This window comes from Anaeromassilibacillus sp. SJQ-5, assembly GCF_054108045.1.
In genome coordinates this window covers 1,591,833-1,613,732 of sequence record NZ_JBPJWQ010000001.1, presented here as the reverse complement: position 1 = coordinate 1,613,732, position 21,900 = coordinate 1,591,833, and the positions used below count along the sequence as shown (strand labels likewise).

Annotated in this window: 13 protein-coding genes and 1 rRNA gene; all 14 read left to right on the top strand. The window is 53.9% G+C overall.

Features of this window, described 5'->3' with window-relative positions; genetic code table 11:
* Positions 1-15: 15 nt before the first annotated feature.
* The 14 genes from ACSAMM_RS06950 to ACSAMM_RS06885 all read left to right on the top strand — a co-directional run bounded on the left by ACSAMM_RS06950 (position 16) and on the right by ACSAMM_RS06885 (position 21,860).
* Positions 16-1,782 (top strand): extracellular solute-binding protein, encoded by a 1,767-nt coding sequence (locus ACSAMM_RS06950; protein WP_457790683.1) that lies wholly within the window; start codon positions 16-18, stop codon positions 1,780-1,782.
* A 44-nt stretch (positions 1,783-1,826) separates the two neighbouring features.
* Positions 1,827-4,304, top strand: coding sequence for a hypothetical protein (locus ACSAMM_RS06945; RefSeq protein ID WP_457790681.1), 2,478 nt, complete (start codon positions 1,827-1,829; stop codon positions 4,302-4,304).
* Complete coding sequence (locus ACSAMM_RS06940) at positions 4,301-4,858, top strand: hypothetical protein (protein ID WP_178720752.1); 558 nt, start codon at positions 4,301-4,303, stop codon at positions 4,856-4,858. The genes ACSAMM_RS06945 and ACSAMM_RS06940 overlap by 4 nt, the downstream gene beginning before the upstream one ends.
* Before the next feature lie 25 nt (positions 4,859-4,883).
* The gene (locus tag ACSAMM_RS06935) at positions 4,884-6,941 is read left to right on the top strand and encodes a hypothetical protein (protein WP_457790679.1); all 2,058 of its coding nucleotides are present in this window, start codon (positions 4,884-4,886) and stop codon (positions 6,939-6,941) included.
* Between the two features lie 35 nt (positions 6,942-6,976).
* Positions 6,977-8,296, top strand: a complete 1,320-nt coding sequence (locus ACSAMM_RS06930; RefSeq protein ID WP_457790677.1) for an SGNH/GDSL hydrolase family protein — start codon at positions 6,977-6,979, stop codon at positions 8,294-8,296.
* Between the two features lie 591 nt (positions 8,297-8,887).
* On the top strand, positions 8,888-9,328 hold the full coding sequence (locus ACSAMM_RS06925) for a sigma-70 family RNA polymerase sigma factor (RefSeq protein WP_178720708.1): 441 nt from the start codon (positions 8,888-8,890) through the stop codon (positions 9,326-9,328).
* Positions 9,329-9,749: 421 nt separating this feature from the next.
* On the top strand, positions 9,750-10,859 hold the full coding sequence (locus tag ACSAMM_RS06920; RefSeq protein WP_457790675.1) for a recombinase family protein: 1,110 nt from the start codon (positions 9,750-9,752) through the stop codon (positions 10,857-10,859).
* A 218-nt stretch (positions 10,860-11,077) separates the two neighbouring features.
* Positions 11,078-11,194, top strand: a 5S ribosomal RNA gene (rrf, locus tag ACSAMM_RS06915).
* A 556-nt stretch (positions 11,195-11,750) separates the two neighbouring features.
* A complete protein-coding gene (locus tag ACSAMM_RS06910; RefSeq protein ID WP_457790673.1) occupies positions 11,751-12,821 on the top strand; it encodes a GntR family transcriptional regulator in 1,071 nt (356 codons plus the stop codon).
* A 169-nt stretch (positions 12,822-12,990) separates the two neighbouring features.
* Positions 12,991-15,303, top strand: a complete 2,313-nt coding sequence (locus ACSAMM_RS06905) for a hypothetical protein (protein ID WP_457790671.1) — start codon at positions 12,991-12,993, stop codon at positions 15,301-15,303.
* 81 nt (positions 15,304-15,384) lie between these two features.
* Entirely contained in the window at positions 15,385-17,004 is a 1,620-nt protein-coding gene (locus ACSAMM_RS06900) for a hypothetical protein (RefSeq protein ID WP_457790669.1), read from the top strand.
* A gap of 102 nt (positions 17,005-17,106) precedes the next feature.
* Complete coding sequence (locus ACSAMM_RS06895) at positions 17,107-19,545, top strand: hypothetical protein (protein WP_457790667.1); 2,439 nt, start codon at positions 17,107-17,109, stop codon at positions 19,543-19,545.
* An 18-nt stretch (positions 19,546-19,563) separates the two neighbouring features.
* The gene (locus ACSAMM_RS06890) at positions 19,564-20,499 is read left to right on the top strand and encodes a hypothetical protein (protein WP_457790665.1); all 936 of its coding nucleotides are present in this window, start codon (positions 19,564-19,566) and stop codon (positions 20,497-20,499) included.
* Positions 20,496-21,860, top strand: a complete 1,365-nt coding sequence (locus ACSAMM_RS06885; protein WP_457790664.1) for a hypothetical protein — start codon at positions 20,496-20,498, stop codon at positions 21,858-21,860. The genes ACSAMM_RS06890 and ACSAMM_RS06885 overlap by 4 nt, the downstream gene beginning before the upstream one ends.
* The last annotated feature ends 40 nt before the right edge of the window (positions 21,861-21,900 follow it).

Here is a 21,900-nt window from a genome sequence, read left to right as displayed (position 1 = left end):
GAGAGGAGCAACGACATGAAAAAATTATTCAGAAAAGGCGCCGCCATCATACTGGCGCTGGGCATGTGCCTTACGGCGCTGACTGGCTGCAACAGCTCGAAAGAGGCCGGCGAGGATGGAGCGCTGACGCTGTTCTATTCAGATCTCAGCGGCGTCAACACCGCTATTAAGAGAAAATCGGATTTATATAAGAAATACATGGAGCTTTGCGGCGTGGATTTTACCTGCCTGATTGCAGGCGGCGGTCAGGCGGACACCAAGCTGCAGCAGTATTTTAATACAGGTAATCTCCCTGATATGTTCATCTCCCGGACGGCGGAAACCCCGGTGCTGTTCAATAAGATGATTAAGGCCGAGGCGCTGCTCCCGATATCGGACTACGTTTCGGAAAAGGAATATCCAAACATCTACCGGCAGCTTCAGAAATATTCGTTCTTAAGCAAGAACATTGATTTCATGAACGGTAAAATGTATATGATTCCCACGGTCTGGACGCAGGAACACACCATGTTTATTCGTATGGACTGGATCGAGAATCTGAATAAAAAGCTGGCGTCAATCCTGGTGAAAGATGGCGTCATCAGTAACGAGATCTCTATGACGGACGCAATATATGAGACATACAAATTCACCGTGCCGCAGGACCTGATGGAGTTTTACCGTCTCTGCCGCGCCTTCACGTTGTATGACCCGGACGGCAATGGGAAAGACGATACCTATGGCTATACCTCAACGGTGGATATGTATTCCGACAACTGGCTGTATGTCGCGGGCGGCGGATACCGCATCATGGAGGATAACAATAAGGACGGCAAATATGAATTCAGCGGCACCAGTGACGGCAATAAGTACATTGTTAATTTTGTCAACAATCTACTGACAAACGGATTTATGGATCCCAGCTGGGCAACCAATGATGCCTCAGACAAGCTGGCGGCTTTCGGCAATGGACAAGTGGGTATCATCGAAAATCAGGCCATGCTCAACCTGGTGCTCTCCTATTTTGTTACCCAAAAAAACTGGTCTTATGAAGAAGCAGCGGAGAAGATTGCCATGTTTGCGCCGCCCAAGGGGATTGACGGGGAGTACGGTATTCAAGGTCATCCGAACTTTTGGACGTCGGTTTGCCTGAGTGCGGATATGTCGGAGAAAAAACGCGGCGATGCATTGAAACTGATGGATTGGCTGCTCAGCGACGAGGCTGTGGATTTATTGACTTATGGAGTAGAGGGGATCCACTATAAAAAGAGCGAAAATAACGAGAAAACTGTCCGGGAAAGCCTGATGGGCGCACAGGAAGGGGAGCATCCTGTGAACTGGACGATTGACGGGAAAGACACATTCAGCGCGCTGCGCCTATTCACCAATATCACCTCCAACTATTACAACGAAATGCAGACCAACAGCGGCAAAATTATTGAGGCGATGGAAAAGGCCAAAACGTATAACCGCTATCCCGATTACTATATGTTAACTGAGAAAACCTATACGGAATATTTTGAGGGCCTTTGCGACAAAATGCAGACAGAGTTTACGCTGATGGAACGCAATACCAGCTATGCCTCGGCCAAGCCGGATTTCACCAAGACCTCCGATACCTGGTGGGACACGTTCAAGCAGTATAGTGAGCCGTTCAACAGTGCCTGGAGTAGTTATGTGAAGACCATGAACACGACATACAAAGGGGATGCCATCACAACCGCTTACAACGCGGCCCTCAAAAACGGGCAGCTCGTCAAGGCACCCGAGATCGGCAGTGACGGCCGTTTGGTCTTTGACTGAGTTACTTTCTCCCGGGCTAACGATTGTAGTAAGGAGAGACACGGATGAAACGAAAGGGAAGCCGGATTCTGCAGATGGCCCTTACTGCCGCCCTGAGCTTCACATGGCTCATGGGAAGCTGGGGGACGAGCGTCACCGGTTTGGCGGAGGGGATCCGCGCAGACGGCGATTGGTATTACCTGTACGGGGATTTTTCCGGTCGGTATTTCAAAATGAGCCAGAAATCCGAGACGCTGTGGCGGTATACTGACGCCGATACGTTTGCTCAGGTTGAAATCGGGCAGCAGAATATCGTCAATTTGCATCCGGGCAATTTCGGAAACACTATAAAGGCATGGCGCGCACCGGCCGATGGAACGGTCAGCCTGAAAGGCAGTGTGAAACTGCTGTCGGATCCCCGCGCGGCGGGCAGCGACAGTGTCAACGGCATCCGGTTTTCCCTGCTGAAGCGGACGTTTGATGGGAAAAACTACGGGCCTGCGCAGGCGGTCGATCAGATCTGGGACGACGTACTCCTGAACGATCCAACGCCTGTGGACTTTACCGTTGACGACATCGACGTGTGCGCCGGCGATTTGATCGCGCTCTCTGTGAATAACAACGGCTGCAACGACAGCGATGGAAACTCTGTTACCTTTCAAGTCGGCTTTACCAAAGCGCCCGGGGCTGTGGAGTCAGAATTGCCGGAGGATTTGGGGTGTTCGGCAGCGCCGATCCCCAGCTTTTCCGACCAGCAGGGGAAAGACGGCTGGTTTTATGCCTATGGATTGCTGGAAAAGTATGTGCTGATGGACTGGGGTCATGTTTATGGGGACCATCAATGGACCTCAAAAAATCCTTTCCAGTTTATCGGGCGAACCAAAATGCACCCTTATGGAAAGTTTGATAACTTGAAAATATGGGTATCCGACTTTGATGGAGAAATCGCGGTGGACGGTTATGCGGCGAGGGATTCCGCCGTGGGTGACGGTTCGGTGGCGGGCGTCTATTTCAATGGTCAGCCCCTCTGGAAAGAGAACTGCGACCACACGGGCCGGAAGTACTATCGAATTCCGGAACAACGACTTTCTGTAAAAAAAGGCGATACGGTTATGTTTACCCTAGGAACGGGAGCGCAGTTTAATGAGTCGGGCGACAGTACGGATTTCATCACCAATATTTACGAAGTGCGCGTGGACAACCGTGGATCCGGCATCGATTTGAAAGGGTATCTGCATTTAGCGGATAATGAGGCCGAGCTCTTAAAAGTGAACGGCGAGGTTCCGGAGACGGAAGAACCCGCGTCCCGAGAATGGTTTTATCTATATGGCGATTTCTCCGGACGGTATTTTCAAATGTTTAAGAATTCCGATACCCTGTGGCGGTATACGGACACGGACACGTTTGCCCAGGTGGAGATCGGTTCCCGAGGGGCCGTCAATCTGCATCCCGGCAACTATGGTGATACCATCAAGGCCTGGCGTGCGCCGGCGGACGGTGTGGTCAATCTGAGCGGGAGCGTACAGTTGAAAACAGACGCTACAGCGGCGGACAGCCGGGATGTGGATGGTATTCGGTTTTCACTGGAAAAGCGGTCGTTTACCGGCGACGGTTATACGGACGCACAGGTGCTGGATGCATCGCTCGTGGATGTGGAGTTGACTAACGACAAGCCTGTGGAATTCAGTCTCAGCGGCATAGAGGTTCATGCGGGTGATTTAGTTGCCCTTTCTGTTAACAACAATGGCTGCAATGACAGCGACGGTAATATTGTTCTCTTTCAGGCGGATTTTACCGGGACGGCGGGGGCAGCGGATACAAAACTATCGGAGGATCTTGGCTGCTCCAAGGCGCCGATTCGCAGTTATTCAAACGAACAGGGTAAATACGGTTGGTTTTATGCATATGGCCATCCGGAAAAGTATCTTCTGATGACCTGGAACAATGTGTATGGAGAAAACCAGTGGGCCAGTCACTACCCGTATCAATTCATCGGCAGGACCACCGTACATCCTTATGGCAGGTTTGAAAACTTAAAAATCTGGGTGTCGGATATCGACGGGGAAATCGCAGTGGACGGCTATGTATCCCGTACCGCCACGGAGGGCGACGGCGCAGTCGCGGCCCTGTATTTCAACGGTCAATCCCTGTGGCGAGAAACCTGCGATTACATGGGTAAAAAGAATTACAGGATTCCAGAACAACGACTGAAGGTGAAGAAAGGCGACACAATTATCTTTGCCTTGAGTGCCGGGGAGAGATACAGCGAAGCGGGCGACGGTGTCAGCTATATCACCAATATTTACGAACTGAGCGTAGAGAACCGGTCGGTCAATGAGGGTTTAACAAAATATTTGAGTTTGGCCAAGAATGAGGCCGAGCTTATACAGAAAGATCCGTCAACAACCGAGATGGCGGTATCGGTTCGAGACAATACCGTACCTATCCTGTACATAGCACTTCCGGTCGCCGCGGTATGCGCTGCAGCCGGTGGTGTTACCGGTATCCTCATCCTGCGTAGGAGAAAGAGGGAGCATACATGAGAAGAAAATGCGCGGCTATGATGGCATCGCTGCTCTGTGTACTGCTGATACTGGCGGCGGGCGGTTGCGGAGAATCGGTTCAAACTTTTAACAACCTGACCGACTATGCGGCGCAACAGGGGCACATGGGGTGGAGTTATCTATTTGGCACAGTGAACTTTCAGCCGACTTTCATGACATACAACGCATACTCTGGTTGTTACAATTCGACGGTTACCTCTGTGGTAGGCGCGGAATGGAAGCCGCATCAGAATGAGGATATTATTCTGCGCTTTGAATCACCGAAAAGCGGCAAAGCGTCTGTCCACTGCACGGTCAACCTCATGCAGATTCAACGGACAGACGACGATGGTGTGCTCTTCAGCGTTTATGGCAGGGACACAGGCAAAGCCCTGACGGAAATGTCCCTGACGGGCAACGGAGAGGAGAGTGCGGCAGAAGAGAAGCTCTCCGTACAGCTCAAAAAAGGAGATTTTCTCTATTTCGTCCTGAACGCCGGATACGTCAGCGACAACGACTTGACCCATGTGGATATCACCGTTACCTTTGCGTGATATTGTGTCGGGAGGCTATGAGTGAATGAAATTCTGGAATAAGAAATTTCTGTCGATCCTGTTGAGCGTCTTGCTGGCTGCCTCACCGTGCAGTTTGCTGACTGCCTGCGGTGATGAAAAAGGAGAAACCGTGAAACTGAATTTTTCTCAAAAAGACGGATCCATACCGCAAAATCTGAAAAAAGTTGATATGTTCAACCCGACCTGGACTTTCATGGGACAGGCGGACGGTACGTTTGATCCCGCGGCGCTGGACACACTCACTGGGGTGAACGCGCTGAAAGCAGACAATTTCCGTATCGACATGATGTTTGGAAACGAACAGAACGGCATCGGGAAGCCGATAGGCCGGGGCGGCCTCACCGGCGTGTCGGCGGACGAATGGAGTCTGGCGTCCCAATTTCTGAAAAAATGCAAAGACAATAAAATCAGTCCCTATTTGGTGATGGTGGGAACCCCATCCTATGCGACTAAGCCGGGGGACGATCTCGATTTCCGCAATGTACCGGATTTGAAGCGCTATTATGAATTTTGCTACAATACCGCGGATTATCTGAAACGCAGCGGCGTGTACGCCATTCTGGAGACTTGGAACGAGCCGGATCTCGAGGGCAATGTGTACTGGCTGGGTTCCCAACAGGAATGGATCGATACGGTTGTCACGGGAACTCGTGCCTATTACGCGGCAAACCCGTTTTCCACCGTGATTTCAGCGGGCATCGCGCGTCCGCTGGCCTTTATCCGGGAGCCGGACTCCTTAGCCGGCATCCAACAGACCGGTTGGCAGTATTTCTGGGAGTCATCCGAAAAGGCGAGGGCGATACCTGACGGCTTCTCTTGGCACTATTATGGCCCTTCGGATGGCGATCTGGAGGGGGATTATATCAACGAGGGCGGGACCGGCAATTTCAACTATCAGCTGAATGTGGTGCGTGAGGCTCTCAACGCCTACCAGAACGGTACCGCTCCGGAACTCAATGGTAAAAAGTATGATCTGCGCCGGGTGCAGCAGCATTTGACCGAATTTCATCCGGTATCCAACGACTTTAACGGCGGTAAATCCATGCCCAATGATACATACGAGCAGGTTTGGGCTTTCTTTGACTCCATTCTGCGTATAAATGAGGCGTCGGATATCACGCGGGTGTCCTGGCCCATGTGGCTGAGTTCCGGGCAATTCGGGCTGTATGAGACAGACTATGCGGTCAATCCCGTCTATCACGCCCTTTGGTCATATGCGAGGCTGCCGGTGGATCGGGTTCCTGCGTCCACCGAAAATGAAGCGGTTGGGCTGATAGCCGGATCTGATTCGCAGCGGGCCGGCGTCATCGCCTATAATCGTTCTCTGAAAAAGGCACAGACTGTCACCATCGACTGGAGTGACCTGCCGTTTGAAGCACAGAGCTGCACCGTCTATCGAATCGATCCCGCCTATTATCAGAAAAGACTGTCAGATACGACACCGGAGATAGTCAAAGATGTAGAAAATCCTGGAAACAAAGGAAAAGAGACCCTAAGGATCCCGGTAAAGGGCGCGTATTATATAGAATTTAATAGTCAAGCGCAGGGAGCGGAAACCGATAATACCGCCGATGTCGGCACGTTGGTCAAGAAGCAATACTATTATACCGATCGGGGCGACGGCAAGCCGTACGCCGATATTTTCAACGAAAGTATGAACGCTTACGTCGGTATGCTGGAAGAGGATACGGGCGAGGCGGGGGTATCCGCCATTCTTAGCGGACTGGGAACAAGGGAGACATTGACGTTTCGCTATGAGACTTGGGGAGAGCCGCAAGAAAGTTCTTCATGTGCGCTGGGGGTGCGGGTAGATTATCATACTCAGAACGGCTTTGCTAAAAGTGTGTATCTGCCGGTGGGCGGCCGTACATACAACATGACAGTGCCGTTTGGCACGGAAAAAGCGGCCGATGAGTGCCTACCCATGGGCGACGGTGCTTCCGGTACCTATATATTTGAGCTAAAGAAAAATGCGCCTGAGGACTGGGACGGAATGGTAGAAGTCAGCTATCTGATACGCAACGCCGGCAAAGGTGCGACAGCGAAGTTTTTTATTAGCTAAGGAGGGATACAATGAAGAGAGGGCTTTCCATCCTTATGTGCACGTTGCTTTTCCTGGGAGTCTGTGCGGGTTGCGCCGGCGAAAAAAAAGTGAGCGGTGCAGCTGACGCCTCCGTGCCAGAGCAAAAAGAAGACACGGTGCCGGTCGGCAATCCCGACTGGCCGGATGGAACATCGGAGGATTTGAGTCAGTACGACGCGGCGAAATTCGGACCGGCAGATTATATTGTGCCGGTTTGGGACGACGGTGGCATCGCGCGCAGTGAAACCGTGTTTATTCTGCAAGAAAAAGACGGAAGCATTGCGCCCATTTCGCTGCTGTACCCTGCTAAACAAATTGTGTCCGTATACAGTTACGGGCTGGATATCCGGTATGAAGAGGGGAGGGATTACTCCCTGACGAAAGACGGAAAGCTGCAGGTCGCAGCGGACGGCGCGATCCCCGCCATCGCACACGAGGCGTTTTATCTCCCCGTTTACGATCCCTCGAATCCGGCCAATATGCCGGAAATCTATGGGACCGGCGCACAGCTTTACACGGAGGCTATCAAGGAAGGTGAAACCCGATCCTTGGGTATGACCCGCTGGCAGGTGCGCGTAACCTATCGGCATAGTGCAAGGTGGAACGGCGGTGTTCCCGCAAATCAAAGCGCCGACCTTAAAAGAACAAATGGTATTCTAAACGATACTGATAAGGCCGGTACTCTGAAGATTGCCTGTCTGGGGGACAGCATTACGCAGGGTTGGACAGCCTCTGGGTATGAGAATGTGGATATAGCGCCCCATATGCCGCCCTATGTTGAACTGTTCAAAACTGGTTTGCAGAACCGATACAAGAAGGCGAAAATTGAACTTCGGAATTTTTCTATCGCCGGAAAGACGACTCGTTGGCCGCTTTTTGAGGAGGACGGGATTGTTAATTTTCAGTCTCTACTGGCCTATAAACCGGATCTCGTCCTTGTGGCTTTCGGCATGAACGACGGAACTGGCATTGAGCCTAAGGATTTCAGCGACAACATTGAAGCGATTGTGAAACAGATCCTAGCTGCCAGGTCCGATACGGAAATCGTGCTGGTGTCCTCCATGCTGCCAAATCAGGAGATTCGCACAAATTGGGGAGACGGAGCGCCGATTTGCCGCTATCAGCCATCTTTCAAGTCCGTGCTAGAACGCATTGCCGCGGAATTCCGGGATCAGGGAAAAGCGGTGGTGCACGCGGATGTGCAGTCGGTATTTCAGCATCTTCTGCAAACCAAGCGGTTTCAGGATATAACGAGCAACAATACTAACCATCCCAACGACTATATGCAGAGAGTTTATGCCCAAGTGCTTCTGCAAACGGTAGCGGGGTTTTAGAACTGATGAACGACGGTTGAACTTTGGAACATTCTTTTTAGAATGACCGATTTTTAACCGTCTTTTCATACCCGGAAAGTTGGATGGTGCAAGGCTTTTTGAGTTTCCTTATCCCCCAAAAGTATCTAATTCCAGATTGAGTAATAAACCTAATTCAAGTAAAGAAACTATGGAAGAACTTCTGAACCATTTTATCCTCCAAGTACAAAGGCAAACTCAGAAATTCTTAGCGAATTTGGCAGGCAATCTCCCTGTTGTGGCTAATCGCGCTTAATGATGAGATTACTGCGTGTTGGAGAGATGAGGACTTTGTATAGCCATAACCCGGCTCATATTACCGCCTATATATACTTGCCACAAGAAAAAATTTACACTCACCCAAACGCTGTCGCTCCAGGCAAACACGTCGCGGTGGTACATCCCATGAAAACAATGATAGCGAGCCTCCCCCAAACGCGCGGCCAAATTCACCCTCAAAAATGAGGGCGAATTTGACCTTTTTTTTGCTTGCATACAGGTGTGCGGCCTTGTTGTCGATCGCCACCGTTCCGATCTGTTTTTGATTTAAAAACAGATCGGAGGTAAAGAAAGGTGGATGTCCAAAAGTATATCCGAATTCATGGCAAACAAATTTCAGTATCGGATGAAGTGTACGAACTATATCATAAGACAGCGAGAAAGGCACGGTATTTTGCGAAAGAATTAAAATATAGGAAGATCAGGGTAGATGCGAAAAACGAGAGCGTTCTGTACGTTCCGGCCCGAGAGGATTCGCTGGAAAGGCTCATGGATGATAATGGCGAACAGTTTTCCGACACATCTGTTCATGTTGAGGACGAAGCCTGTTTTGCGATTATGTGTGATGCTTTGCATCAGGCTTTATCTCAACTGGATGTGCAGGAACGCGAGCTTATTCAGGCTCTGTACTTCGAACAGAAAACCGAAAGACAATGGGCCTCAGAAATAGGTGTTCCTCGCATGACAATGCATGATCAAAAGGTTAGAGTATTAGAAAAATTAAAAAACTCCTAGAAAAGTAAAATAATTCCGTCCAGCCCCCTCGCTCAACGGCTAAGAGAGTGAGGGGGTTATTCTTTACTGAATTTTATGCCCGCCTCGTAGCGATGGACAAGCTCTTTGATAACAGAATATTCCGTCATACGAATACGTTAACTCTTGTGGCCGCGACGAACGGCCAGCCAGCTGGACGGATGCGCCATGACGAAAAAAACAAGCGAATAGGAATGCACTTGATGATGATTCCGGATCCGCTGTTTCTTTTCTAAGCGATTCTATCTTATAGTCCATACAGCAGGGTGATTCCCTGGGGGCGATGAAAGCAAGAGGGACAATGATACTCCCGTCCAGCCATAGATTCAAGCAATGGGGGCGGCTCGCAGAGATCCTGGGAGGGGTGAAATTCCCGTGACGCTGCTAATCGGCAGCGGTTCGTATGATTCCTGCACCTGGGGTCAACCAACCTCTGAACGGCTGGCGAATAGGTGCACGACAAAAACAGATCGGTTTGGCGAGGGCGGCTGGTGTCGGATGCCCTCGCCGGTACTTTGAAAAAACAGTCCGGGAGGGTTTCGGCTCCTACCGCATGGCTGACTATCTCAATGGATTGGGAATCAAGACTCACAACGGCAGCCAGTTTCAATGCAACACCATAAACCGAATTTTGCGCAACCGGATGTATTGCGGCTATTTTGTCGCCGGTGACGTCGAATCTCCCCATATAGAACGCATCCAAATTATTGAAGAACCACTTTTCTTTCAAGCGCAATACATCCTCGATCAGCGGGCCAACACGGAAAAAGAGAAACAGCAAATTGCTCGCACGACCAAAGGCAAGACGCTGTTGTCCGGCAATCTGTACTGTGCCCACTGTGGTTCCAGAATGGTGGCTACCAGCTATGTGGACAGGTATACCCGCGTCGACGGTTCGGAATACCGCGTCCGCAAGCAGCGGTATATCTGCTGCAACAAGGCGCAGAAACGCGGAGAATGCGACGGTCAAGCGGCATATATAGCCGCCACCGTCGACGACGCAGTCATGGAAATCCTGCGCGGTTATCTGGCGAGAATCCGTGTCACTCCAAGGGACAAAGCCCTGGAACGAAGATACAAGCGAGATATAACCTCCGCAAATGAGCAGCAGAAAAGGGTTGCCGTTTCCCTGGAGAAGAAGAAACGGCGGCTGGTAGAATTGTCCGGGGAGATTGCCAAATCGTTGATGGGGGAGAGCGCGTTCACGCCGGAGATGCTTTCCTTGGCCATTGAAAATGCCAAGAAAGAAATCCAGCAGGATGAACGACGGCTTCTGGAAATTGATAAGGTTCTTCGCGACAAAGAGAGCGCGATGAAAGATCTGGATTTCTATTACAGCCAATTTCGGAGCTGGGCGGAGGAATTTGAGAGCGCCACTGTTGAGCAGAAGAAGATGATCGCCTGTCAGCTGCTGCGGGAGGTCAGAGTTTCCAGGGGTTATGAACTGGATATCGTATTCAATATCAATTACCAGCAATTCATAGACGAGGCCGCCGGAGCAGCGGCCAGCTGACGTACCGCGTTTCATGGCACAAGCGCATGAGGGAGAAAACTACTTCAGAAGTTCACATTGTTGTGGCACTTTTTTGCCGCGTGACTTTCCGTAGTTTTTGTTTACGTTTGGTAGAGCGTTCGGCTGTTAACCGAAATGTCGTTGGTTCGAGTCCAACAGGGGGAGCCAGTCTCCGGAAGGAGACCCAAACGGAACATCGTGCAAGCGGTGTTCCCATAGTTGGTGTCGATGGCGGTGGGGGTACACCCGTTCCCATCCCGAACACGGCAGTTAAGCCCACTTGCGTCGAAGATACTTGGCTGGAAGCGGCCCGGGAAAATAGACAGATGCCAACATCGCAAGCCCCGGAAGTCATTTGACTTCCGGGGCTTGTGTTATTTCCGGCCATGCTGCACGAATCGTGTGGAGTCCGCCGAAGGGGATCCCGGTGAGAGGCCAAAAACAAAATGGGTGAAATAGATGCCGGCATCCACCGTGCTAAACGGAGGATGCCGGTTATTTTATGTATATAGACGGTGTTACATACGCCGGCGTATACAATTGGGATGTCGTTTCCCGGATGGTGCTTTGTATTGAGTAGGCATGACAAGGGGGGACGGGCATCCGGCAGGCATTTGCCAAACAGAGAAATTGGCGTTGTGCCTTTTAAATTATTGGGGTATAGCAATATATCCCGCCAAAAGTGTTCCAATTATTCAAATTGGAACACTTTTAAACAATAAAAAAGCTAATAATTTAAAAAATATAGTAAAAATATAACAAAAACCTCTTGACATACAAAAAAGCCAATGTTAGAATATGGGTGAATTAAAAAGTGGCTGAAAAATTGGAACATACCAATAAGGGGGGGACGAAGTGAGTACAGTGGCCGTGCCAAAAAAGAAACAAGATATGATTACAGAATATATTTTCGATTTTATAAAACAAAACCATCTGGTGGACGGCGACAAGCTTCCCACTGAGAGAGAGCTCTCTGAAATGCTGCAGGTAAGCCGTACGACGACGCAAAAAGTGTTTCGCGATCTAGAGCTGAAAGGGGTCGTATACAAGCGGCAGGGGAGTGGTGTTTTCCTGGGAGACAAGGGGAGACAGAACGGCAAGGTGGATTTTATCTCCTACATAAAGGTAGATAAGGGCGAAAGCGAGAACATATCGCAGTTCTTCCAAATTATACAAGGGGCAGAGGAATATCTGACCGAACAGGGCTGCTATCTAACCGTGCATACGGTCTCCAATCAGAACGATAACATTTATGACAAGGTATGCGAGCTCATCGGCAACAAGGTGAAGGGCGTTATCTTCAATTCGGATATCCGGATGGATGCCGTCACCTATTTCCGGCTGCTGAAAAAGAATTGCGCGATGGTATTCGCGGACTGCTCTCCGCTGGGGGTCAACGCCAACTTTGTCTCCAGCGATAATTTGCGGGGCGGCTATCTGGCCACCAGGCACCTCATCGACATCGGCTGCAGGCGAATCGGCTATGTCGGCGGCGGCGAAGAGCGGATACGCTCCCTTTCCGATCGCTTTCTGGGCTATAAGACCGCCTTGCAGGAGGCTTCCATGCCTATCCGGCAGGAATTTTTATGTATGGATTATGTGGAGCATCATCCCAATCAATTTGTAGAGTTCATTGACGAGTATTTGGAACGGGTACTGTCCCTTCCGGAGCCGATCGACGGACTGTTTGTGCGTAACGATATCACGGCCATCGCGGTAGAAAACGCCCTGCTGAAAAGAGGCGTACGCGTTCCGGAGCAGGTCGCCATCGTCGGGTTCGATAATCTGGATATTTCGGAGGTACAAAAGGTCCCGCTTTCAAGTATATCACAGGATTTCTATTTAATGGGAAAGGAGGCGGCGAAAATGTGCCTGCATCTGGCGGCGGGCGGTTCTTCGGTGGTGACCCAGATTTTGTCCCCCGTCCGGCTCGTGGCCAGAAATTCCACCGCGCGCGGGTAGAATCCGTTTCAATTTATTGAGGGAGGAATGTATTGTGGTAGCAAAGATCATGCGCAAAGTCTTAGCATCCATAGCACTTGTCAGCGTGCTTTCGGCACAGATCATATCAACGAATGCGTTGTCTTTATCGGAAGATTTGACCTCGGAAACGGTGAACAGGACGGCCGTCATGCTGTCCGCAGAAGAGAAGAAGACCACCGTTGGCGAGAACGCCGAGGCGCTCCTCGGCGATTTCTTCATCGGCCAAAAGGGACTGGCGGAGACGGATCTCACCGGCGGGGCCTATGTGGAATTTCAGCTTTCTGTCAGCGGCTATGACAAAATCGAGGCGCTGGTAGACGAGACGGTGTCCGCTGAGGTGAACAAGAAGCTGCCTGATGCATTGAAGGAGGCACTCAAAGGTGTCGAGGGCGACGAAGCCATCGCGGCCACCACAGAACAGGTTACGGCGGCTGTTACGGCGGACGCCAAGGCTGGCGTCATGCAGTTGGTCTTCACGTCGGTCGGCGGCGGCTCGGTGACCTGCGACTTCTTCGATCAGATCAAGGGAGACGGCGTGACCGACGTCCGCATTATAAAAGCGGACGAAAAACGCGTGGCCCAGGATGACAACTTCAACTGGGGTAAGGTTACCGGTTGGAACCTGCAGTTCGGCGAGAAGGTCGTGAAGATCGCGGCCGGCGACGCCTTTGACGCGGAGATCGGCGTGAAGAACCTGCGCACCGCCTTCTTCCGCCCGGTGCCCAACGTGCCGTCAAGTGCCCTTGACGTACTGGAGTTTGAGCCATTTTTCAGATCGCTCGGTAAGGGCGATCCCTCCGCTACAGGCGCGTGGTCATTCGATATTTTCATGAATGTGAATCTGGAAGCGGCGGACTTTTCTCAGGCGGAGTTTATCGAATTCGATTTTTATGTCAGCGACTATGACAAAACCATGGCTCTGTTTGAAGGCAAAGAGAATGTCGGACTGCGGCTCAGCTTGGGTTCTGAGCCCGCCAACCGGTATGGAGCCCGGGCGGTCTACGATTTCCAGAATCAGCTGAAGAAGACCGATGCAGGTTGGAGCCACGTCAAAGTCCCGGTTGGGGATCTCTTCCCCCTCGGGGAATTTGACCGGGGCAGTGTGAGCAACTGGATGATCGGACTGGAAGGCCTCGCGGGCTTTACGCTGGGCGACGCCTGCGATCTAGTGTTTGGTGTGGCCAACATCTGTGGTACCCCGGGACCCGATACGCCGCCGGCCAACGCGGTCGTCACCTTTGACACGGAAGAGACGTCCGCCACGCTGGGCAACGGTGAGGTAGATGCGCAGTTCCATTATTTTTCCGATATTCTGTATAAAGTCGGTCTGCCGGCGAAAGACTTTTCCAATGCGGACTTTGTCGAACTGGATCTTTACATCAGCGATTATGAAACCCTTAAGTCGGTTATGGACGCTTCCGACGGCAAGGTGAACGATTTGCTTTTCTGCATCGGTTCCAAAGAAGGGGATCGGTATGCAAACCGCTGGGGCGCGTCGATCTGGCCCTTGCTCGCGGATGTGGGCGAAGACGGCTGGGTTCATTTGAAGCTGAAAAAGAGCGACTTCCAAAACATGGGTTCCGGCCCGCTGGATTGGACGCAGGCGTGCACCTGGGGCTTCTCCTTTAACGGCCCCAATTTCGTAGGACTTCCGGTGGGCGACGCCTGGGATGTCCGGATTACGGTCAAAAACATCTACGCCACCGCCAAGCCGGTTCTCGTGCAGCCCGATCCCGACAAGCCCGCGAAGCCGGATAAAGACGCCATTTACCTGTCCGACTGCGAGAAGATGGTGGAGGAAAACGGGGATTCCTGGAACCCTGCCACCGTGCAAATCGACACCACTTATAAAACGGAAGGAAAAGCCTCGGTTTCGCAGAAGTTCATGCAGCAGCCCGACACCTCCAACGTCATGCGCTATGTATTTGAGCAAAAGGATTTCTCCAAAGTGAAGACGCTGAAGTTCGACGTGTTTGTGGACGATCTGGATCTGATGGCGAAGACCAAATTCGCGGTTTCCCTTACGGGAGATAACCGCGGCACCAGCAAGTATTTCCGCTGGGACGTGGACACCACCAGCTGGAAGCCGGGATGGAACAGCGTGGAGATCGACGTGACCAAGGGCTTCACGAAGGACGACGGCGCGGATATGTCCAAAATCCGCTGCTTTGTCTTCGGCGCCAAGGATTCCGCCTTTGCCGAAGGGGATGAGCTGATCGTGCGCCTGGATAACCTGCGCGTGACGGGCAGCCTGGATGCCGGGGAGCCCTCGAATCCCTCGAATCCCAGCACCCCGGAGGATCCGAGCAGCCCGACGGAGAATGAATCGTCAGCTGCGGGCGATCCCACCGGCTCGGAATCCGAGAATCCCGGCACCGGCGCGGCAACCGGCGCGGCGGCCTTCGCCGTCATGGCGGCAGCCGGCGGCGCCCTGCTCGTCAGCCGTCGCCGCGGGAAATAACGACAATCCATCGACAAGCAGAGGTGTGCGGGGCTGACAGGCCCCGCACACCGAGCGAATACGAGCGAAGGGAATGGGTTTATGCGAAACAGATTGCTCAGTATCCTATCCGGACTTTTGATAGCCGCTTCCATGCTGGCCATGGCGGCGTGCGGCAAGGAGCCGACACCGAATTCAGACGTGTCAGGCGGCACAGGGGAATCCACGGCTTCCACCAGCGCCGACACCGGCCCCTCCGCCGACAGCACCGAGACGGCGGGATCGGGCACAACGGAGACGGGGAAAGGCACAGGAAGCTCCGGCGGTAAAACGACGGCGAAGCCCAATACCAAAACCACCAAAAAGAGACTTCCCAACGTCGTCCCCACGGTTTCCCAGCCGATCATCACCGACCCGCTGAAGGTGAATCTGAAGGGCGCCACCATCAAGGTGTATACCAGCTATCCCAAGGACCAAATCGGCGTTTTCAACACCCAGAAGGGGAAATCCCAGACGGGCAACGCCTATGCCGATCGGCTGACCAAAATCCAGGATACCATTAAGTGCAAGGTGCAGGTGACGGTGGTACCCGCCGATCAGATGGTATCGGCCGCCTTCGCGGCGGTGGCTTCGGGCGAAAGCTACGGCCACATCATGGAGGCACCGATATACAACGCCGTATCCTACATATCCTCCGGGCTGGCCACCAACCTCAGGACGGTGCCGACCATGGATCTGACGCAAAGCTATCTCAACGGCGGGCAGGCGGTCAAGGCCTCCACCATAGGCAAGGGCGTCTGGTTCGTGGGGACCAAGGACATGTATCCGGCTGTGCTGGGGTATTTCTTCAACAAACGCATCCTGAACGAAATCGGGTATAAAGACACCGATTTGTATACCATGGTCAAGCAGAACAAATGGACCATTTCCCAGCTGAAAACCATCGCCAAGAAGGCGAGCAAGGATCTGGACGGCAAGCCCGGCATGACCAGCGCCGACCGCTTCGGCATTATCCAGAGCGACGGGCCTTCCTCGGCGGTGCTCAATTATATGTCGGCCAACGGCGCCGATATGCTCAAGGCGGACGGCAAAGGCGGCATCAAGTACAACATGCAGGACGCCAATGTTGTCAAGTATATCAACGAGGCCGTCGATTTCTATGCCAAATCCGGGATTTCCCGCGCCAGCGAGCAGGATGCCAACGCGATGAAGGAGTTTATGGAAGGGAAGTCCCTTTTCCTGGGGGCCGCCACTCTGTATGCCCAGAACATCGTGGATATGGAAGACGAGTACGGCTATCTGCCCTTCCCCAAGGGGGACAAGGCCAGCGGCTATGTCGCCTCCTGCAACTGGAACAGCACGGTGCTGATGGTGTCGGGCGGCCTTAAGGGCCAGGAGCTGGCCAACGCGGGCTCCTTCCTGCAGGCTTTCTGTTATCTGGCGGACGACTGCATCAAGGCGCAGCAGGCGGAATACCGCGACCGGTATTTCTGCGACGATGAATCGTACGACATGTTCGCCAAGAGCCTGGACAGCGCCAAGATCGAGCCCGTGTCCATCTTTGGCGGCGGGGCCGACTGGAACATTCACGCGGGAACCTTTAAGGCGATTTATGAGACGTATAATGGAAAAACCACACCGGAGGCGTATATCCAGGCCAACAAGGGCGTGGCGGAAGCCGCGCTGAACGATGTGATGAAGGTTGTAAATCAATTCAAGTAAATAGCGACAGACGGTTCCGTGGGGGATGCCGGCAGACGGCATCCCCCACGCCCGGAGGACTAAGGCCGAAAGGCCTTCGGAGACAGAATAGGAGGGGCCCCGTTGAAAAAGCTGCTCTGTTTGGTACTACTCGCCAGCATGCTGTTCTCGGTCCTGCCGCACGCGTCGGCTTCCACGGCAAATTATGTCTCCCGTTCGGATTTTTCCTGGGGAGTGAACGGACATAACCGGCATTATGCCTCCTATCCGGAAAAGAATTTGAAAACACAGGTGAAGCTTGCCGCCGAGCTGGGTTCCAAGATTTACCGCTTCAACTACAACCCGGTGACGGAGGAGGACTTCGCGTATTTGGACACCGTCCTGGCCGAGGTGCTGGCCTACGGCATGGATATGATGCTGGTGCTGGACGACGCGCAGGGAACGCCGGAGGCGATTGCGCAGCGGATCGGCGCCACGGCGGCCCGCTACACGGCCTCGAGCCCCCATGGATTCATCCGCTATCTGCAGGTGTTCGGCGAGGCGGATATTCCGGCGCTGCTCGATTCCAACCCGGCGGACGTTCCCGACGGCTCTCGGCCCAGCCACTACAGCGACGCCGTCGTCAACGACTGGTACGGCCGGTTTCAGTCGGCCCTCGGGGCGATTCGGGCGGTCAACACCGATTCGAAGACGGTGATCAGCATCAGCTATCTGCACTACGGGTTCCTGACCGCCCTGAAAAACAAGGGGCTGCAGTGGGATATCATCGGGCTGGACTGGTACGCCGATATGGGGGCGTTTTCCAGGGTGCTGACTCCCGTGAAGGCCAATTTCACCCAGGATATTCTCATCACCGAAACCAATATCCGCCCCTCCGGGAATAACACCTATGCGCCGATTTCCACATGGAGCTGGCTGACGGACGGCATGGCGGCGGTATACGCCGAACCCCGTGTGAAGGGCTTGATTTTTTACGAGCTGATGGATGAGCCGGCCATTTCCGACCCGGTCGAAGCCTACTGCGGACTGGTGGGCGGTACCGAGACCGGCGACGTGACGGCGCGCAAGGCCATCTACACCTACATACAGGAAGCGATTGGCGGAGGGCCGAGACAGCCGGCGTATCCTATCCGCCCGCCCGCGCCGTCGCTGCTGGGGATACCGCTGAAAGCGGCGATTCTGGACGCAGCCGGCGACAGCGCTCTGCTGGGCAACGGCGGAGTGGCGCCGGGGTTCCACTTCCTGGCGGATACGGTGTATAACGACGGCGTCGGCCCGCTCGATTTGACCGCGGCGGACGCGATTGCGTTTGACTTCTTTATTAGCGATTATCCCGCCCTTACCGCAGCGATGGCGAACACGAACGGCGGCGTGACGGATCTCTTCTTTTTCCTCGGCTCCACGCCGGGCAACCGGTATGGCACCCGCGAGGGAGCCCCCTTCCTTGACCAGATTACAGGCAGCGGATGGAACCATATTGTCCTCCCGCTTTCGGCCTTTACCCAGGTGGGGACGGGGACGCTGGATGCTTCCCAGGTGTCCTCCTGGATGCTCAGCTTCGCTGGCCCCAATATTTATACATCGCTGGGAGCGGCGGCCGATGTGGAGGTGGCGTGCGCCAATATCTGCGCCGTCATGGATCCGCCGCTGACCATGACGCTGCTGGATGAAGATTTTTCCTCCTACACCTTCCCGGACGGGGCGGCTTACAGCTGGCTGTGGGATACCCTTTACGGCAGCGGCCTGCCGCCGGTGGATCTTTCGGCCTGCGACACCATTACCTTTGAGTTTTACGTCAGCGATTATGCCACCTTTACCGAGCGGATTTCCGGGGGAAAAGGGGCTAGCGACATCCGCTTTACCCTCGGCTCGGACAGCGGCAATCGGACCAACAGCCGCGCCAGCGTCAGTTTTCTCGATCAAATCACCAAATCCGGCTGGAACACGGTGGAGGTAAAAAGAGAGTCGTTCTTTACAAACGGTGCAAACGGGCAGCAGCCCGACTGGTCGGCGGTCAGCACCTGGTCCTGCTATTTCGAGGGGAGCGCCGTCATGTCGCCGGCCCAGATGAGCGGTTTGCTGCTGGGCGTCCGCCAGGTGGGCGGCGTCCGGCTGACGCTTCCGGATGAGCCGGCCGGGATTGTCACGCGCTTCGGCGAGACCATCAACCAGACCTTTGAGACGGGCGCCACCTTCTTGTATGCCTTCGACAGGCTATGCCTCGAGGGCATGACTCCCGCCGTGGATTTCACCCAGGCGGACAACGTGGAGTTTGATGTGTTTGTATCCGATTATTCGATTCTGACCAACAGCCCGGGCGATCTGCGCATCGACTTCACCTCGGGCGCCAACCGATGGGAGGGGCGCGTTCCATACAGTGTCTCCTCCCAGATTCAAGGGATGGGCTGGAACCATGTGGTTCTGCCGGTAAACGACTATATCTACAACGCGGGCGATTTGAGCGCCGTGCGGAATGTGATGTTTTATCGGGAAGGCGGCCTCGACGCCAGCATCGCCGGGTTAAACGTCATCCTGGCCAATTTCTGCCTGACAAATTCATAAACGCGGAGGAATATGGAAATGAGCAAAGCATGGTCGTGGGGGATCAGCGGGCATAACCGGACGTACAAGGCCTATCCGGAAGCCTACTATAAAGAGCAAATTCGGCTGGCGGCGGAGCTGGGAAGCAAAATCTACTGCTTCAACTATTGCCCGACGACCGAGGACGAGTTCGCCTATCTGGACAGAATGGTGGCGGAAGTGCAGGCGCAGGGCATGGATGTCATGCTGATCACCGACAATTACAGCCTGTCCCCCGAAGAGGACGCCGCGCTGGTGGGGCCGATTGCCGCGCGGTATACCAAGGATTCGCCCCATGGGTTTATCCGGTATTTCCGGATTTTCGGCGAACAGGACTGCGGCGCGCTTTGCGAATCCTTCCCTAAGGATACGCCTATCGGGCAGGAGCGGGAGCACTTTACGCCGGAGATTCTGGATCGCTGGTATCAGAAGATGAAGGCCGCCATCGACGCCATCCGAGCGGTCAACACCGACAGTAAAATCGTGGTCAGCATCGCCCATCTGCATTTCGGCTTTCTGCTCGGCATGCGGGACAGGGGGCTGACCTGGGATATCCTGGGGCTCGACTGGTACGAGGACATGGGGCCGTTCTCCGAGCTGCTCGACCCGCTTAAGGAGCTGTTCCCGGAATACGACTACATCATTTGTGAGTCGAATATCCGGGCCGGGGACGATGCGAGCGATTCGCCGGCCGAACGGTGGCAGTGGCTGTACGACGGCATGGAAGACTGCTATCAGGACGACAAGGTGATCGGCTTCCTCTTTTATGAGCTGCTGGACGAGGTGTATTTGAGCGGATACAGCGATCCCAGAGAAGCGTACTTCGGCTTTGTCACCTGCGACGCCGAAGGCCACATCGGCGAGAAAAAGCCGGTGTATCATCGGGTGCAGGAGCTGATCCGCGACCAGTATCCGAACAGAGAGGGTTTGGCATGAAAAAAGCGAGTATCATTTGTCTGACGATCCTGCTGCTGGTTTCCTCCCTGTTTGCGGCTGTTCCGGCATCGGCGGGCGCGCTGCTTAAGGATCGGGAGGATTTTGAGTGGGGCATCGGCGGACACAACAGCGCCTATCCCGCGTACCCGGAACGCACGTACAAAGAGCAGGTGCGCCTTGCCGCGCAGATGGGATGCGACATTTACCGGCTGAACTATAACCCCACCAACATGTCCATGCTCAACTATCTGGACAAGATGGTGGCGGAAATCCAGGCCTATGGCATGGAGGTCATGCTGGTGATGGACGATACGTCCGGCACCCCGCAGGATGTGGCCAACCGGGCCAAGATCGTGGCCGGCCGCTACAAAAAAGGCAGCCAGTACGGCTTTATCAAGTACATACAGGTATTCGGCGAGGTGGACATTGTGGCGCTCGAGCAGAGCGGCACCACCTATAAATACGACGGCTCTAAGCCGGAGCACTACGATCCCAAGGTGGTTGACGAGTGGTATGAGAAATTCAACGCCGCCCTGACCACGATCCGCAGTGTCAACAAGGATGCCAAAACGGTGGTCAGCTTTTCCTATGTCCACTATGGTTTTCTGCTGGCGCTGCTGGAAAGAGGCTTGGAGTGGGACATTGTCGGCCCCGACTGGTACCAGGACATGGGCTCGTTTCAAAAGCTGATGGATCCGCTGAAGAAAGCCTTCCCGCATCACGAATTCCTGATTTGCGAGGCCAATGTGCAGTCGAATGAAGACAACACCCATTCGCCGCTATCCGATTGGAACTGGCTGCTTGCCGGGATGCATTACTGCTACAACGAGGAGCGGATTATCGGGTTTATTTACTACGAGCTGCTTGACGAGCTGTATTTTCTGGATGATCAGAATATCGAAGCGAGAGAGGCGCATTTCGGCTTTGTCTCCTGTTCGCGGGACGGGACCATCGGCGAGCCGAAGCCCATCTTTTATGCGGTGCAGCGGATGCTGGGCGGCGATCCGAATGTGAAGCCCACCTACAAAACCGAGCCGACCACCAAAGCCACCACCAAGGCCACCGACACGGCTCTCACCAAGGGGACGACGGTCAAGCCTCCGGTTTCCGCGCCGACGACGCAAGCCTCCACGGAATCGATGCCGCAAACGGAACCGGCTTCCTCGGACATACCGACGACGAGCGGAGCCGCGGTGACCACCGGTTCGCGGGAAGATCCCTCCTCCACACAGGAGGCCGTGGGCCAGCCGTCCGGTCATCCGGTTATCTGGATTGCCGTGGGCATCGCGGTTGTCGTCCTGGGCGGCGGCGCGGCCGTATTGGCGGTATACCTGCGCCGGAGAAAGAGCGGGCAGAGCTGACGACCAGCCGGCTCGGGAGGAAAACCCGGGCCGGCCGCAC

What these genes read in the sequence shown, in the direction of transcription:
- ACSAMM_RS06905 (WP_457790671.1), top strand. Translation starts at nt 12,991, where the DNA reads ATGCTGTCCGCAGAAGAGAAGAAGACCACCGTTGGCGAGAACGCCGAG.
- ACSAMM_RS06935 (WP_457790679.1), top strand. Translation starts at nt 4,884, where the DNA reads ATGAAATTCTGGAATAAGAAATTTCTGTCGATCCTGTTGAGCGTCTTG.
- ACSAMM_RS06910 (WP_457790673.1), top strand. Translation starts at nt 11,751, where the DNA reads ATGATTACAGAATATATTTTCGATTTTATAAAACAAAACCATCTGGTG.
- ACSAMM_RS06920 (WP_457790675.1), top strand. Translation starts at nt 9,750, where the DNA reads ATGATTCCTGCACCTGGGGTCAACCAACCTCTGAACGGCTGGCGAATA.
- ACSAMM_RS06900 (WP_457790669.1), top strand. Translation starts at nt 15,385, where the DNA reads ATGCGAAACAGATTGCTCAGTATCCTATCCGGACTTTTGATAGCCGCT.
- ACSAMM_RS06890 (WP_457790665.1), top strand. Translation starts at nt 19,564, where the DNA reads ATGAGCAAAGCATGGTCGTGGGGGATCAGCGGGCATAACCGGACGTAC.
- ACSAMM_RS06950 (WP_457790683.1), top strand. Translation starts at nt 16, where the DNA reads ATGAAAAAATTATTCAGAAAAGGCGCCGCCATCATACTGGCGCTGGGC.
- ACSAMM_RS06940 (WP_178720752.1), top strand. Translation starts at nt 4,301, where the DNA reads ATGAGAAGAAAATGCGCGGCTATGATGGCATCGCTGCTCTGTGTACTG.
- ACSAMM_RS06885 (WP_457790664.1), top strand. Translation starts at nt 20,496, where the DNA reads ATGAAAAAAGCGAGTATCATTTGTCTGACGATCCTGCTGCTGGTTTCC.
- ACSAMM_RS06945 (WP_457790681.1), top strand. Translation starts at nt 1,827, where the DNA reads ATGAAACGAAAGGGAAGCCGGATTCTGCAGATGGCCCTTACTGCCGCC.
- ACSAMM_RS06930 (WP_457790677.1), top strand. Translation starts at nt 6,977, where the DNA reads ATGTGCACGTTGCTTTTCCTGGGAGTCTGTGCGGGTTGCGCCGGCGAA.